14 protein-coding genes are annotated in these 16457 nt (G+C 52.0%); all 14 read left to right on the top strand.

Annotated elements, in window-relative coordinates:
- Positions 1-47: 47 nt before the first annotated feature.
- The 14 genes from ACKU40_RS14050 to ACKU40_RS14115 all read left to right on the top strand — a co-directional run bounded on the left by ACKU40_RS14050 (position 48) and on the right by ACKU40_RS14115 (position 16450).
- Positions 48-2771: a molybdopterin-dependent aldehyde oxidoreductase gene (locus ACKU40_RS14050; protein WP_320173425.1), complete on the top strand. Its 2724-nt coding sequence runs from the start codon at positions 48-50 to the stop codon at positions 2769-2771.
- 100 nt (positions 2772-2871) lie between these two features.
- The gene (locus ACKU40_RS14055; protein WP_320173426.1) at positions 2872-5151 is read left to right on the top strand and encodes a pyridine nucleotide-disulfide oxidoreductase/dicluster-binding protein; all 2280 of its coding nucleotides are present in this window, start codon (positions 2872-2874) and stop codon (positions 5149-5151) included.
- On the top strand, positions 5148-5363 hold the full coding sequence (locus ACKU40_RS14060) for a DVU_1557 family redox protein (protein WP_320173427.1): 216 nt from the start codon (positions 5148-5150) through the stop codon (positions 5361-5363). The genes ACKU40_RS14055 and ACKU40_RS14060 overlap by 4 nt, the downstream gene beginning before the upstream one ends.
- Complete coding sequence (gene trsM, locus ACKU40_RS14065) at positions 5363-6013, top strand: DVU_1556 family methyltransferase (protein ID WP_320173428.1); 651 nt, start codon at positions 5363-5365, stop codon at positions 6011-6013. Before ACKU40_RS14060 ends, trsM begins: the two co-directional genes overlap by 1 nt.
- A 25-nt stretch (positions 6014-6038) precedes the next feature.
- The gene (locus ACKU40_RS14070; RefSeq protein ID WP_320173429.1) at positions 6039-6503 is read left to right on the top strand and encodes a DVU_1555 family C-GCAxxG-C-C protein; all 465 of its coding nucleotides are present in this window, start codon (positions 6039-6041) and stop codon (positions 6501-6503) included.
- Entirely contained in the window at positions 6493-7842 is a 1350-nt protein-coding gene (gene trsS, locus ACKU40_RS14075; RefSeq protein ID WP_320173430.1) for a radical SAM (seleno)protein TrsS, read from the top strand. Before ACKU40_RS14070 ends, trsS begins: the two co-directional genes overlap by 11 nt.
- Positions 7835-9169: a DVU_1553 family AMP-dependent CoA ligase gene (locus ACKU40_RS14080; RefSeq protein ID WP_320173431.1), complete on the top strand. Its 1335-nt coding sequence runs from the start codon at positions 7835-7837 to the stop codon at positions 9167-9169. Before trsS ends, ACKU40_RS14080 begins: the two co-directional genes overlap by 8 nt.
- Positions 9166-10203: an XdhC family aldehyde oxidoreductase maturation factor gene (locus ACKU40_RS14085; RefSeq protein ID WP_320173432.1), complete on the top strand. Its 1038-nt coding sequence runs from the start codon at positions 9166-9168 to the stop codon at positions 10201-10203. The genes ACKU40_RS14080 and ACKU40_RS14085 overlap by 4 nt, the downstream gene beginning before the upstream one ends.
- Positions 10204-10205: 2 nt before the next feature.
- Complete coding sequence (locus tag ACKU40_RS14090) at positions 10206-11342, top strand: DVU_1551 family NTP transferase (protein ID WP_320173433.1); 1137 nt, start codon at positions 10206-10208, stop codon at positions 11340-11342.
- Complete coding sequence (locus tag ACKU40_RS14095) at positions 11339-11959, top strand: histidine phosphatase family protein (protein ID WP_320173434.1); 621 nt, start codon at positions 11339-11341, stop codon at positions 11957-11959. The genes ACKU40_RS14090 and ACKU40_RS14095 overlap by 4 nt, the downstream gene beginning before the upstream one ends.
- 100 nt (positions 11960-12059) lie before the next feature.
- Positions 12060-13202 carry an iron-containing alcohol dehydrogenase gene (locus ACKU40_RS14100; RefSeq protein ID WP_320173435.1) on the top strand — a complete coding sequence of 381 codons (1143 nt, stop codon included), beginning with the start codon at positions 12060-12062 and terminating at the stop codon, positions 13200-13202.
- Positions 13202-14392, top strand: a complete 1191-nt coding sequence (locus ACKU40_RS14105) for an ATP-binding protein (protein ID WP_320173436.1) — start codon at positions 13202-13204, stop codon at positions 14390-14392. The genes ACKU40_RS14100 and ACKU40_RS14105 overlap by 1 nt, the downstream gene beginning before the upstream one ends.
- A 3-nt stretch (positions 14393-14395) precedes the next feature.
- Positions 14396-15739 (top strand): sigma-54 dependent transcriptional regulator, encoded by a 1344-nt coding sequence (locus tag ACKU40_RS14110; RefSeq protein WP_320173437.1) that lies wholly within the window; start codon positions 14396-14398, stop codon positions 15737-15739.
- Positions 15740-15907: 168 nt separating this feature from the next.
- On the top strand, positions 15908-16450 hold the full coding sequence (locus tag ACKU40_RS14115; protein ID WP_320173438.1) for a TlpA disulfide reductase family protein: 543 nt from the start codon (positions 15908-15910) through the stop codon (positions 16448-16450).
- The last annotated feature ends 7 nt before the right edge of the window (positions 16451-16457 follow it).

Below are 16457 nucleotides of genomic sequence, written 5' to 3' on the forward strand. Positions count from 1 at the left end.
TTCGGACGCCTGCTAATAAACAGCAGTAATTCAAGGAGGTTCTCCCCATGCTCAAACGGACTCTAAAAGTTAACGGCGTAGAGAAATTCATCATTTGCGACAATGATGATACTCTCGCCAGTGTTCTGCGCGAAAAGCTCGGTCTGCTGAGTGTTAAAATCGGTTGCGGAACCGGACAGTGCGGTAGCTGCTCCGTCATCATCGACGGTAAACTCAAGCGTACTTGCGCCCTCAAAATGAAACGGGTTGAAGATTTCACCGAAATCCTCACCACTGAAGGTATCGGTACCCCCACCAATCTGCACCCCATCCAGCTCGCATGGATTGCCCACGGCGGCGCACAGTGCGGTTTCTGTACCCCCGGTTTTGTTGTTTCCACCTATGCCCTGCTTCTCGCTAATCCCAAACCGACCCGTGGAAATATCCGCGAATGGTTCCAGAAGCATCGCAACGCCTGCCGCTGCACCGGTTACAAACCGCTGGTTGACGCAGTTCAGGACGCAGCAGCAGTTATGCGCGGCGACATGAGCAAAGAAGAACTGATGTTCAAAATGCCCGAAGACCAGCGCATCTGGGGCTCCAAATATCCCCGCCCCACCGCAGTTGCCAAAGTTACCGGTACTCTCGAATACGGTGCAGACCTCGGCCTGAATATGCCTGAAGGTTCCCTCAAATGCGCTCTGGTACAGGCTGAAGTTTCCCACGCCAACGTTATCTCCATTGATACTTCCGAAGCAGAAGCAATGGAAGGCGTTGAAAAAGTTGTTACCTACAAAGACATCAAGGGTAAAAACCGCATTACCGGTCTGATCACCTTCCCCACCAACAAAGGTGACGGTTGGGATCGCCCCATCCTCGCAGATGAAAAAATCTTCCAGTACGGTGACGCTATCGCCATCGTCTGCGCTACTTCCGAAAAAATCGCGAAAGCAGCAGCCAAGAAAGTTAAAGTTGAGCTGGAACAGCTGCCCGAATACATGGACGCTCCTTCCGCTATGGCTGAAGACGCCATTGAAATTCATCCCGGCACCCCCAACGTTTACTTTGAACAGAAGATCGTTAAGGGCGAAGAAACCGCTCCCATCTTCGACAAAGCAGACGTTGTTCTCGAAGGTTCATACTATGTACAGCGCCAGCCGCACATGCCCATCGAGCCGGACGTAGGTTTTGCTTTCCTCGATGATGACGGCAAGCTCAACATCCACTCCAAATCCATCGGCCTGCATCTGCACGCAGCCATGATCGCACCCGGTCTCGGTATCGAGTTGGAAAACCTGATCATGGTTCAGAACTACGCCGGCGGTACCTTCGGTTACAAGTTCTCCCCCACCATGGAAGCACTGGTCGGCGCAGCCTGCCTCGCAACCGGAAAGCCTGTATTCCTGAACTACACTTGGGAACAGCAGCAGCAGTACACCGGTAAACGCTCTCCCTTCTTCACCGACATCCGCCTTGCCGCAAGCAAAGACGGTAAACTGCTCGGCATGGAAACCGACTGGATCTGCGACCACGGTCCCTACTCCGAATTCGGTGACCTGCTGACCCTGCGCGGTGCTCAGTTCATCGGTGCCGGTTACAAACTGGAAAACATCCGCGGCCTCGGTAAAACAGTCTGCACCAACCACGCTTGGGGCTCCGCTTTCCGCGGTTACGGTGCTCCTGAATCCGAATTCGGCTACGAAGTCATGATGGACGAACTGGCTGAAAAAATCGGTATGGACCCCTTCGATCTGCGTGAAAAGAACGTCTACCGTGAAAGCCAGGGAGATACCACTCCCACCGGTTGTAAACCTGAGGTTTACTGCATGGAAGACATCTTCACCGCCGGTCGCCCCAAGTATGAAGAGCTGAAGAAATGGGCTGCTGAAGATGCTGCTGAAGGCTTCAAACGCGGCGTTGGTATCGCAGTAGGTATCTACGGTTCCGGTCTTGACGGTCCTGACACCGCAGAATCCGCAATCGAACTGAACAAAGACGGTTCCGTAACCCTCTTCAACTGCTGGCATGACCACGGTCAGGGTGCAGACATCGGTTGTCTGGGCACTGCCCACGAAACCCTGCGTCCCCTCGGCCTCAAGCCTGAGCAGATTCATCTGGTCATGAACGACACCCGCAACTGCCCCAACGGCGGTCCCGCCGGCGGTAGCCGCTCACAGGTTGTTGTAGGTAACGCTATCATCGCAGCATGCCGCAACCTGATGGATGCCATGCGCAAGGCAGACAACTCCTACATGAACTACGACGAAATGGTCGCAGCCGGCAAAGCTCTCCGTTACGAAGGTAAATGGTCAGCTCCGGCAACCGATTGTGACGAAAACGGTCAGGGTAGCCCCTTTGCCTGCTACATGTACGGTCTGTTCATGTCCGGCGTAGAAGTTGAAATTGCAACCGGTAAAGTTCAGGTTGAAAAGATGAAACTCGTTGCCGACATCGGTAAGATCAACAACAAACTTGCTGTTGACGGTCAGATGTACGGCGGTCTGGCACAGGGTGTCGGTCTGGCCCTCACTGAGGACTACGAAGACATCAAGAAGCACTCCACCATGGTCGGTGCAGGCTTCCCCTACATCCAGCAGATCCCCGATGATATCGAACTGGTATACGTTGAAACCGAACGTCCCGACGGCCCCCACGGTGCCTCCGGTGTTGGTGAGCTTCCGCTGACCACCCCGCACGCTTCCATTATCAACGCTATCTACAATGCCTGCGGCGCACGCGTAACCCATCTCCCGGCTCGCCCCGAGAAGGTTCTCGCTGCTATGAAAGGCTAATTAGTTGAATGTAATCCGGATTCGGGTGCATGCACCCGAATCTGGATTTTTTTTGCCTCAGGACGAGACGAATCAAACTTTATATCGAGGCTTCGCCGCTATGGATCAAAAAAATTTACGCGACTGGGAAGCTAGGTGTACTCAGGAAGAGCCGCCTAAATGTAAAGCCCGCTGTCCGCTGCATGTGGATGGTCGGGAATTTTGCCGTTTATTGGCAGCAGACCAGATAGATAAAGCTTGGGCCGTACTCTGCAAGACCATGCCCTTTCCTGCGGTCACCGCCCGCATCTGTGGGGGGGACTGTCAAAGCGACTGTCTGCGCTCTCAAAAAGGCGGCGGTATTGAGTTGGCCGCGTTAGAGCGCTTTGCCGCAGAAAATGCCAAACGCTCGCCCATGATCCGGGCATTGCCTCCCAAAGGCAAAAACATTGCCGTTTTCGGAGCCCATCTAGCAGGTATGGCCGCTGCGTGGGACCTCGGCAAAAAGGGATTTACCGTTATTGTTTTTTGTGAAGACAAGCTTCAAGGGTTCGAAAGTCTCCCGGCAGACAGGGTCAGCAATGAAGTTATTGAAAAGGAAATGGCCCAGCTAAGCAAAATGAATGTTTCCTTTGCGGAACACGGCAAACCCGACCCGCAAACAATTATGGCCGCCTGCGAAAGTTTCGATGCTGTATTCATTGATCCCTTGGTATACAACAGTGCGCAGCTGGGAATAAGTGAAGTGGACCCTGCCACGTTACAAACCAGCATTGAATTCCTGTTCGCATCTCCGGAAGCAAACGGAAAATCACTCATCGAACTTCTCGCCATCGGTCGCAAGGGCGCCCTTTCCATTGAACGTAAATTACAAAATGCCTCTCTCACTGCCGGACGGGACCGCGAAGCCCCTTTTGAAACAAGGCTTTTTACCAATATCAGCAAGGTTGAAGCTGTTCCCCCGGTAAAAGTTCCTGCCGAAGGTTTCTCTTCGGAACAGGCCCGTGAAGAAGCTTCCCGATGCATGCTCTGTGAATGCATGGAATGCGTGAACAATTGTGCTTATCTGAAAGAATTCAAGAGCTACCCTAAGGCATACGCCCGCCAGATTTACAACAACGCCGCCATTGTCATGGGCACCCGCATGGCTAACACCATGATCAATTCCTGCATGCTCTGCGGACTGTGTGAAAAAGTCTGTCCTGAAAATTTTGCCATGCAGGATCTCTGTCTCGAAGCCCGGCAGGATCTTGTTGTTAAAGGACATATGCCGCCTTCTGCTCATGAATTCGCCTTCCGCGATATGGATTTTGCAGATTCCTCAGTCTGTGCGCTGGTCAGACACCAGCCGGGAACATCTACAAGTTCCCGGGTTTTCTTCCCCGGCTGCCAGCTGAGTGCATCAGACCCCGAAGCCATTGAACGGACATACGAACATCTCTGCTCCACTCTGGATGGCGGAACCGGACTTCTGCTGCGCTGCTGCGGTGCACCCGCAGACTGGGCCGGGCAGAAAGAAATGTTTGAACGTAAAATGGAATCTCTGAAACGGGACTGGGAATCACTTGGACGCCCGCAGATTATCGCTGCCTGCCCATCCTGTATGGAAAGCCTGCATAAGGGATTGCCCGAAGCGGATGTCATTTCCCTCTGGGCGATCTTAAGCTCGAATGCCGGACATTTTAAACAATCCCCGGAAGCTGAACTGCTTTCATTACAGGACCCCTGTTCTGCACGCGACAATCATGAACTTATGACTGATGTGCGTTTACTGCTCAGCGAACTGGATATTGCTTTTGATGAACCGGAACTTTCCGGCACGCATACCGAATGCTGCGGCTTCGGCGGACTTCTTGCCAATGCCAATGAACCGCTTTCCCGCAAGACTGCTGAGCGCAGGGCCGATAAACTGGCCCATGACGGCATAACTTACTGTGCCATGTGCCGGGACATGCTCGCCAAAGCCGGAAAACGCTGCCAGCACATTCTCGACATTCTTTTCCCTGAAGGCAAAAAAGACCCGGCAGGTCGTATTGCGCCCGGATCTTCCGCCCGCCGTGAAAACAGGGTCCGCCTGAAAGAAACACTGCTCCGCAAAACATGGAACGAACAGCCCGAACCGCGCAGCGATTATGAATCCCTTGCCGTTGAATTCACAGCTGAAGCCGCAAAGATGATGGAGGAACGGCGCATCCTTTTATCAGACGTGCAGAAGACACTGCATGCAATGCAGGATTCAGCGAAAGTGCTGGAGAACACAGAAAGCGGACACAAACTTGTTCAGTTCCGGCCCGTTACGGTTACCTACTGGATCGAATATGAAATGAATGGCGGGACCTATCTGGTTCACCGGGTCTGGTCCCATCGTATGCGGGTGTTGGGGATAGGAGGTAGTTCATGAGTACTTTAAAAGTTCTGGATGAAGATTTTTCTTCATGGAAATGTGCAACATGCGGCCACAACCTGAAACCATCACCAGTGGAGCTGGAATATCTGGACAGCAGGTTCAATGTGGAATTACCCGCCTGCCCTGCTTGTGGATTGGTACTTATTCCCGAAGAACTGGCACTGGGCAAAATGGCTGAAGTGGAACGGATGCTGGAGGATAAATAATGACCGGAACGCCGCTCTGGGAAAAATCCATCCTCCGCAATGCCGCCGGAAACACCCTGCGCCCCGGAGGATTTACCCTCACCGACCGTGCCGCTAAGTTGTCCCGGCTGAAGCCCGGTGCACGGGTTCTGGATGTGGGCTGTGGGCTGGGCGCAACGGTTGAACATCTGCATGACAGACACGGTTTCAAAGCCTTCGGCATGGATTATTCCCCGCGCCAGCTTTCCGAAGCACCGACATATCTGCCGCTGACCCGCGCTGACGGCTCTAACCTGCCCTATGCAGACTCCTGTTTTGACGCCGTTTTCTGCGAATGCGTGCTCTCGTTAATGCCTAGTAAGGAAAAATCTATTCTAGAATTCAAGCGAGTACTCACAAAAGGTGGAAAACTGATTATCAGTGACCTTTACCAACGTGGAAAAGGGCAGAATAAATGCAGTGACGGATCATGTGCCAGTACGCCGCTTTATCTGGGACGCATAGAACAGATTTTTAAAGAAAACGAAATGCAGATAACGACAATCGAAGACCATTCCAGACTGCTGGTTGAATTGGCCGCAAAATTGGTTTTCGCCGGAGAAAAGAATCCCACAGCAGGGCAGAATTGCTGCGACCGCCCCGGTTATATGTTGTTGATCGCTGAATATTAATGGCTTCGACGCCGGAGACTACTAAATGACCGACACAGATATCAGAATAATGCAACTTAACGGCGCTGGTTACTGCTGCGCCCAGATAATGATCATCCTCTGCCTTGATAACCTGCAGCAGGAAAATCCTGACCTTGTGCGAGCAGCGCAAGGCTTATGCATGGGCATGGGCGACTGTGCCGGAACCTGCGGCATATTGAGCGGAGGTCTCTGCGCGCTGGGACTTTATGCGGGCAAGGGAACTGACGTTGAGACGGCTGAAGATAATTATCCCCTGCTGGTGGAAACCTTTCGGGAATGGTTCAAGGAAAGGGTCAGCACAGAATTCGGCGGCATAAAATGCAGCGATATTCTGGACGGGGAATGCGGAGCACCGAGGGCGGACCGTTGCGGAGTTCTGCTCGGCGAAGCATATGCTCAACTGGTGAATATTTTACTGGAAAACGGATTTGATCCGGCTGTTGGAAGGGATGATTCTGATGGATATTAGTTTTGATGTTGCTGCGACAGAATCCCTCTGCCCGGTCTGCCTGAAAAAAATTTCTGCGCATAGAGTTACTGAAAACGGCGAAAGCCGCATTGTAAAAGAATGTCCGGAACACGGGAAATTCAGCACTCCCTTCTGGCGGGGTGACCCCGCAATTTCCGGCTGGTCACGTCCTAAAATCCCCTCGGCTCCCCCGGTGATGGATACAACTGAAAGCAAGGGTTGTCCTTTTGATTGCGGTCTTTGCCCGGACCACAACCAGCACACCTGCACCACATTGGTTGAAATAACATGGCGTTGCGATTTAAACTGCAAGGTCTGCTTTGCATCAGCAGGACAGAAAGTCCCGGCTGATCCGACCATTCCTGAACTGGACAAACTGCTGCAAAAAGTCCGCGCCACTGCCGGACCGTGCAACCTGCAGCTTTCCGGCGGCGAACCGGCTGTACGCGACGATCTGCCACGCATTGCCGAACTGGCCAAAAGGCATGGTTTTCCATTTGTGCAGGTCAATACAAATGGAGTGAGAGTAGCCCAAGCCCCCGGATTGGCAAAACGCTGGTCTGCAAGCGGGGTAGATTCCGCATTTTTGCAATTCGACGGCACCAATGACCATATTTACAAGACCATCAGGGGCCGCAACCTGCTGGAAGAGAAAATTAAAGCAATTGAGAACCTCACTGCGGCGGGGATCGGGGTAGTACTGGTGCCTACGGTTGTTCCCGGCGTAAACGACGATGACATCGGAGAAATCCTGAAACTGGCTGTTTCATACGCTCCGGGAGTTCGCGGGGTACATTTCCAGCCGGTCAGTTATTTCGGACGCTATCCCACCCCGCCTTCAGACGACATGCGCATTACCCTGCCCGAAATCATGACCGCCTTAGAGGAACAGAGCGGGACGCTGGTCCATCGGGAGGATTTCATGCCTCCGGGCTGTGAACACTCCCTGTGCTCCTTCCACGCGAATTATCTGGTAATGGAAGACGGCAGCTTAAAAAAACTGTCCGCCAAAAAGGAAGGCTGCTGCACCCCTAAACCGGCTTCCGAAGGGGCAGATAAATCCAAGGCTTTCGTGCGCCGTCAGTGGTCAGCACCGGGGGAAACCTGCGAGTGCCAAAAACCGCTGGACGATCTCGACCGCTTTTTGAACCGGGCCAAGACCCACATTCTGGCAATATCCGGAATGGCATTTCAAGATGCATGGACACTTGACCTTGACCGCTTAAAAGGGTGTTGTATCCACGTGGCCGATCCCGACGGCAGGCTTATTCCTTTCTGTGCCTACAATCTTACTGCCATGGACGGCTCCACCTTATACAGGAGGATGATTGATGACTGAACGCCCGCTGGGTAAATGGCTCAATCTACGCATGGGCCGTGATCCCGAGATGCAACCTGTCTCTGTGCGCGAACTGCAGGAATGGCAGTTTGCGTCTTTGCGCCAGACACTGTTTCAAGCAGTAAGAAACTGTCCCTTCTATCATGAGCGACTGGCCGGAGTTCAAACCGGAGCCGTACACTATCCTGCGGACCTCGAAAAACTTCCCTTCACCACCGCGGAAGACCTGCGCAACGGTCCCGAGAATTTTCTCTGTGTCTCACAGGACGAAGTTGCCCGAGCCGTCACTCTGGCCAGCTCCGGCTCCAGCGGCCCGCCCAAAAGACTATTTTTCACAGCCGGAGACCTTGAGCGGACCATCGAATTTTTCCAGTACGGAATGTCCCCCATGCTTAAGGAAGGGGAAACCATTCTGGCAATCCTGCCTGACTCCCGCCCCGGAGGAGTAGGCTCACTCTTCGCGGAATCAATTTCACTACTGGGCGGCGAAACCGTGCTTCCGGTCAATCCTTCATATATCAGCACCCTGCTCAACCTGCTGCTCGACAGCCATGCCAGCTGCATTTTAGGTCCGGCTATCCAGATTCATGCCTTAGCCCGGATGTTGGAAAGCAAGGGGATCACCATCAACCATGTCCGCTCAGTGCTGCTCTGCTGGGATGTGCTGCCGCAGACCAGCATGCAGACTATTGCCCGGGTATTCGGCTGCGAAGTATTTTCCCACTGGGGCATGACTGAGACCTGCCTCGGCGGAGGAGTGGAATGTCACTCCGGTTCAGGCATGCATCTGCGCGAACCGGACTTCTTTGTGGAAATCATCAACCCGGCCACGGGAAAGCAGATTCCGGACGGACACAAAGGCGAAATTGTTATCAGCACCCTTTCCCGCAGGGCCATGCCCCTGATCCGCTACCGTACCGGTGATGTAGGCTGCATCATGCCTGATGAATGTTCCTGCGGCCTGCCGCTGCGCAGACTGGGGGCAGTAGAAGGCAGGCTTGATGACGGCATAATTCTGCCCGGCGGCACCAGATTGGACTTGGGTGAACTGAATAATATTATCCTTGCCCATAAAGATATTCTCGACTTCACGGTTGATTATCATACTGATGAACTGGCCCTGTCTTTCAAACTGGATGTACTGCCCGAAAGCAAACCAAGCCCGGAAATAAAACAAATGCTTATGGGTTATCCCAAAATCCAGCAGGCTTGTGCCAACCACAATTTGAAAATATCAACCAGACTTGCTAATCAGAACGGCACTATCCATTCCGGATTCGGCAAGCGTTCCATAACAGTAAACCCGATAAAGGCCGGTATCCTATGAAAAAACTTATTTCCAACCTCTGTACCCAGCTCGAATCCGGCAACGACCTCATTCTGGCTTCAATTGTAAAAAGCTCCGGTTCCACTCCCCGTTCTTCGGGCAGCAAGATGCTCGTCATGCGCGACGGCTCTATTGACGGAACCATCGGGGGCGGACTGGTCGAAGCTCTGGTTCAGAAAGAAGCCGCAAAACTTTTTAACGAACCGGCAAATACTGTATCTTTCCGTGAGTTTGACCTCTCCAATGAACTTGCGGCCAATGCGGATATGATCTGCGGTGGACACGTGGAAGTAATGCTGGAGCACCTTCCTGCGGAACAGGAAACCATAGCTGTTTTTTCCGCTGTGAACGAGGCTTTGCGCAGCGGCAAACACTCAGTACTGTTCACTGTTTCTGTGGAGGGGGCTATCAAGGAAAGGCAGGCCGTGCGTCCATGTTGCCAATTGCCGCAACTTCAATCTGCTGAAGAAAAAGAAGCAACCAGACTGCTTGAAGCAGCCCTTAAATCCGGCACTCCGGTAATGGAGAATATTGCAGGAGCACTGCTTACCACTGAAGCATTTATTCCTCAGCCGGACCTCTTCATTTTCGGCGCCGGACACGTTTCCCGGCCAACGGCAGAGCTGGCCTCAGCAGTTAATTTCCGTACAGTAGTACTGGATGACCGAGCAGATTTCGCTAACAGGGAAAGATTCCCGCAGGCTGCTGAAATCCATGTCCTGCCCGATTTCAAAGAATGTTTTACAGGACTGGAGGTAAACGACAATTCGTACATAATTATCGTAACCAGAGGTCATTTACACGATAAGACTGTGTTGGGGCAGGCATTAGCCACCCCGGCCCGCTACGTGGGCATGATCGGCAGTTCCAAAAAACGCAACGCCATATACGATGCCCTGCGCGAAGAGGGAGTTGCGCAGAAAGAAATCGACCGTTGCCACTGCCCGATAGGCCTTTCAATCGGAGCACAGACACCTGAAGAAATCGCGGTATCAATTGTAGGAGAACTGATCCAAAAACGTGCCGGGGGTTGAACATGAAAATTTACGGACTGATTCTGGCGGCTGGTTTTTCGTCGCGCATGGGCAAGCTGAAAGCACTGCTGCCGCTTGACGGCTGTACTGTTCTTTCACGCTGCATCCGCTCACTGGTAAACGGCGGTGCTTCCGATGTCTTTGTTGTCACCGGGCACAAGGCGGATCAGGTCGGAGCTGAGGCAAAAGTGCTGGACATGCATGAAATTTTCAACCCTGACTATGAACAGGGTATGTTTTCCTCTGTCAGGGCCGGAGTTCAAGGCCTGCCGAGCGACACCGCGGCCTTTCTGGTACTCCCGGTGGATATCCCGCTGGTGCGCTCATCAACTATCCGAGCTCTGACCTTTGACTATTCCTCTGCCCCGGCAGACATCATTTATCCCAGCTTTCGGGGCGAACGGGGCCATCCCCCGCTGATCAGCGCCAAACTGATCCCTGAAATCCTTGCCCATGACGGAAAGGGAGGATTGCGCGCTGTCCTTGAACGGCATGACCACAATGCCCGGGAACTCAGCATGCCCGACCTTGGTATCCTGCGTGATCTGGACACACCGGAAGATTATGAACAGGCCCTTGTTATCTCCCGCCGCCGCATCCCCCTGCCGGAGGAATGCGAAGCTCTCTGGGAACTGGCCGATACTCCGCACCAGACCCGTGAACATTGTAAAACTGTAGCCGAAGCGGCCTGTCTCATGGCTAAAGCCCTGAATAAAACCCGCAGCAATCAGAAAAGATTGGACCTCAATGTGGTCAAATGTGCTGCATTGATGCACGACATTGCCAAGCTCAAACGCAACCACGAAGCAGCAGGAGCGGCCATTCTTGCCGGCTACGGTTTTTCCGGCATTGCCGATATTGTAGCCGCCCACAGGGACACTGACATTAAACCTGAATCTCCGCTCACGGAACAGGAAATAGTATTTCTGGCCGACAAACTCTTCCAAGGAACCACGCCGGTCTCTCTGGATCAGCGTTATGGAAAAACCCTCGAAAGATGGAAGGATGACCCCGAAGCCGTAACCGCCATTACTGGTAGACTTTCACGAGCTAAAGACCTCCTCCAGAGATATGAGCAGGAAGCGGGAATCAGCGTTCCCTGCCACCTGCCCCGATTGATGGCCAAGGAACTTGTATGATTGTACTCATCCGCCACGGTGAGATTGAAGGAGGCAAGGGCCGTGCCGTGGGTCAGATTGACCTGCCCCTTTCAGAAAACGGACTTAGGCAGGCTGCGCAACTGGCTGATTCCTTGGATACCTTCCAACCACGGCGTATCTATTGCAGTCCCCTGACCAGAACAGTGCAGACTGTATCATTTATTGAAAAGCAATATTCTCTTAAGGCAATTCATGTCCCTGAAATCAAAGAGATCAATCTTGGAGAATGGGATGGATTGGACTTTGCCGAACTGAAAGAAGTTTATCCTCATGACTACAAAAAACGAGGAGAGGACATTGCCGGTTTTCGCGCTCCGGGAGGGGAAAATTTTAGTGATGTCAGAAAACGGGTCAGTTCTTTTCTGAGCGGCCTTGATGCCACCTCCACGGTGATTGCGGTCACCCATGCCGGAGTAATCAGAACAATTATGCATATTGTACTGGGCTTTCCGCTGGACAACATTTTCAGGATGAAACCGGACTACTGTCATGCAACAGTTATCACCGGGAATAAAGGAGGATTCAACTTGCAGGCATATAACCTTCCGCCGACTCCGGGACTGGGCGACCATCTGCAAACACTTATGCCGGATTGAGGTCGATTCCCCTGCCCTTGACTTATTTCCCATGCAGGCCGACAATCAAACAATGCAATAATTATATACAGATAGACATAATTCTAAGAAGAGGAAGTATATGCAGGTAACCAAATTCGCCATCCCGGAAGTCATTTTCGGAAACGGCAGCATCACTTATCTGGCTTCATGCGCCCAAAGGCTGGGAGCCAAACGGGTCCTGCTGGTAAGTGACAAAGGATTGGAAGAGTCCGGCTGGGTACGAATCATCATCAATCTTCTTAAAGCCGCCAATCTGGACTGCATATATTTCGACGGCCTGACAGCCAACCCGCGGGCCTGCCAGATTCAACAGGGAGCCCAGCTTTACCGTGAGAACAAGGCCGATGTCATCATCGGACTGGGCGGAGGCAGCCCCATCGACGCGTCCAAGGGCATTGCCACCATCGTCAGCAACGGCGGAGAAATTCACGACTATGAAGGTGCGAACCGCATCAGCCGCCCGTTGCCTCCCATGATCCTGATCCCGACCACTGCCGGAAGCGGTTCCGATGTTTCACAATACGCCATCATCACCGACAAGAAGCGTAAGGTGAAAATGGCCATTATCAGCCGCTCACTGGTACCAAATATTTCTATCATCGACCCAGACCTGCTGGTGACCAAACCCCGTGAACTCATCCTTGCCTCGGCAGTGGATGCCTTGGCCCATGCCATTGAATCATATGTTTCCCGGCTGGCTTCCCCCTTTACGGAATCACAGGCCCTGACCGCAATCAGGCTCATTGCCGGAAACATCAAGACTGCTGCAAACTCCAAGGATTCTGAAGCATTGAAGAATCTTTCCATTGCCAGCACTGCTGCAGGCATGTCTTTCAGCAATGCGGGGCTGGGAGTAGGACACTCTCTGGCCCACTCCCTCGGCGGGCGTTACGATGTTACCCATGGCTTGACCTTGCCAATCCTGCTTCCTTCTGTTGTCCGCTTCAATAAATATTGCTCTGAAAGGAAAATGGAAACCATTGCCCGAACAATTAACAGCAGCTGTCCGGCACCGATGAGACAAAAAAAACGGGACCTGAGTGCAATACTGCAATCCATGTTCGAAGAGCTGGGTATTCCTATGCGTTTACGCGACATTGTACCGGACAATGACCAGATGGAAGAAATCTGCCGTCTTGCGGCCAGAGATGCCTGCACGGTAACCAACCCGCGGGAAGCGGACTGTGAAGACTTAATGTCCATATGTGCGGAGGCTTGGTAATGAACAACAAAACCGCACTGCACGACCTGATAGGAATTGAGCATCACAAGCTTAACTTCTTTCAGGAACTCCAACAGAATATTGAAGAGCTGAAGGAAATCAACCGCGAATCCGAAGATCAGCGCTGTGAGATTGCGGCCATCCTCGACGGAATAACCGATGTTATGATGGTCCTTTCCGAAGACCTGGAAATCATTTCTGTGAACCGTGTCTTTGAACAGCTTTTCCCCGGCCTCAATCCCATTGGCAAGAAATGCTACACCCTGTTCAGGGAAAGCGAACATCCCTGCTCGGAATGTCCGGCTTTCAAATCCCTTTCCACCAACTCGGTCTGTAAAGATACCGCGATCTTTCGCATTGACGGCAAAAACCTGCAATTCGACATGGTAGCATCTCCGCTCAAAACTCCCGGAACCGAGGAGGACCGCATCCTGATTTTCAAGCGCGATGTGACCATGGAAAAGGAATATCAGGCCAAATTCTATCAGGCGGAGAAAATGGCTACTATCGGTGTTCTTGCGGCCGGTGTTGCCCACGAAATAAACAATCCCATGGCCGCTGTGGCTGGATTTGCCGAAGGTATCCAGCGCAGGCTGACCCGGCTGGATGATAAAATCCCCGATGAACTTGCAGAAGATCTTTACGACTACACCAACACAATCCTCAAAGAATGTCTGCGTTGTCAGGACATCGTCAAGACCCTGCTTTCTTTCAGCCGCCCGGTTGCCTCGGAATTCATACCTGTGAACATTAATCAGGTTGCGCAAGACACCTTGCGCTTGCTGGACCACCAGTTCCGGCGCTACCAACAGATGGAACTTGAAGTTATACTGGCTTCTCCCATGCAATCCATACTCGGCAATGAGGCCCAGCTCAAACAGGTTCTTCTCAACCTGCTGACTAATGCGGTTGATGCCATTGAGCATAACGGAAAGATCAACATTGAAACCTTCATTGAAAATGAACATGTAGGAGTCCGGGTAAGCGACTCCGGCTGCGGCATCCCCGAAGCAAGTCGTGATATGCTCTTTGAACCTTTCTTCACCACCAAACAGGTGGGCAAGGGGATCGGAATCGGGCTATCCACCTGTTACAACATCGTACGCGAGCACAACGGCGAAATCATAGTAGACAGTGAAGTGGGCAAAGGGTCCAGCTTTACGGTACTTTTCCCCCTGCAGAGAGATTAAGAAATGGCTGAATCATATAAAGTACTTGTGGTAGACGACGAAGAATCAATCCTAAAACTGCTCAGCAAGGAACTGTCCAGCCCGGAACGCATTATCCAGACGGCAAACTGCGCTAAAACAGCCCGGGAAATGGTCCGCAAGGAACGTTACGAAGTAATTGTATCCGACATCCGCCTCCCGGACGGGGACGGACTTGAACTGCTCACCGAATTCAAGGATATGGAACCGGATGTGGAAGTTATCCTGATCACCGGACACGGTAATATCGACAACGCTGTTGAAGCGATCCGCATCGGGGCTTACGATTACATTACCAAACCCTTCCGCCTCGACCGGGTGGAATTGGTGGTAGACCGGGCATGGCAGCGGGTTTGCCTGACCCGTGAAAACCGCAGTTACCGCCATTCCCAGCAATGCGATACTGCCAGTTCTCAGCTCATCGGCAGCTCCAGCCCCATCAAGCAGATCCGCCATCTTATTAATAAGGTTGCGCCTACCAATGTCCCGGTATTGATCACCGGTGAATCAGGAGCCGGTAAGGATGTGGTCGCCCATGCCATCCATTGCGCCAGCCTGCGCTCGGCGAAACCCATGATCGTTAAGAACTGCGCGACCCTGCAAAAAGAACTTTCACGAAGTGAACTTTTCGGCCACACCAAAGGCTCCTTCACCGGAGCCACGGAAAACTGCGACGGACTGATGACCTTCGCCCATACCGGAACCCTCTTCCTTGATGAGATAGGGGAACTGCCCATGGAAGTGCAGGCTTCCCTGTTGCGTGTGCTGGAATCCCATACCTTCCGCAGGGTCGGAGAAAAGGATGAACGCACCGTGGACATCCGCTTCCTCTTTGCCACCAACCGCAACCTCGCCAAAGAGGTGGAGGAAGGTAGATTTCACGAAGCACTCTTTCACCGCATCAACGTATTCAACATCAGCCTGCCGGAACTTAAGGACCGCCGCGAGGACGTACCGCTGCTCATCGACTTTTTTATCAACAAACTAGGCTTCCAGATGGGACAAGGCGAATACACAATCAGTGAACGGGCCATGCAATGCATGCTTTCCTACCATTGGCCGGGTAATGTACGCGAACTCAGGAACGTTCTTGAACGCAGCATCATCCTTGCCGACAACAACACCATTACCTGCGCGTGCCTGCCCAAGGAAATCGCCGACCAGCCTGAACGAGAAAGTGAAGCCGGAATCCTTTCCCTGGAACGCATGGAACGCGAACACATAATCAAGGCCCTTGATTTCTTTAATGGAAATCGCCAGAAAGCTGCACAGGCTCTGGGCATCGGCAGGAAGACCCTTTACCGCAAGATTGATAAGTATAATTTGTAGAGCCTGACTTACATTAATTATGCAAGCCGTCCTGTATTCAACAGGGCGGCTTTTTACATTCAATTCCATACCATTCAAGTGCCAAACCAACTTCACCTGTATCAAGGCTGGACTTCCTCCCCGGTTCAGGCAGGATATACTTTCCATAAATTCCCAAGGAGAATTCTAATGCGCAAAATCTGCTTTGTTTTAATAATTCTTACATTGTTAGCGAGCTCTACGGCTTATGCTGTCCCGATCCAGTCAGGATCAGACTTCCCGGAGATTCCGCTTGAAGGCAAGCTGACTGAAACTCAAAAACAATATCTTGCATTGAAAGGCAACGGTCCGAGGAAGATAAGCGACATTGATGCAAAATATCTTTTAATAGAAGTATACAGCATGTACTGCCCGCACTGCCAAAGAGAAGCACCGACCGTGAACACTTTGTTTGAACGTCTTGAAAAGACCTTGGGAAAACAGGTGAAGTTAATTGGAATTGCTGCTGGCAACACAGAATTCGAAATTGATTTCTTTAAAAAGAAATTCAACGTTGAATTCCCGATCTTTGCTGATCCTGACCTTGATATTCATGATAAAGTCGGCCAGCCCGGAACTCCTCATTTCTTCTTACTGCTGAATGACGGTGGTAAATTTAAAGTTCTGATCTCCCATGAAGGTCCATTTGAATCCACCGAAAAATTCCTGAATACAATTAAAAGCAAGCTTTAACGGAGCC

This window comes from Maridesulfovibrio sp. (assembly GCF_963666665.1).
Taxonomy (GTDB): domain Bacteria; phylum Desulfobacterota; class Desulfovibrionia; order Desulfovibrionales; family Desulfovibrionaceae; genus Maridesulfovibrio.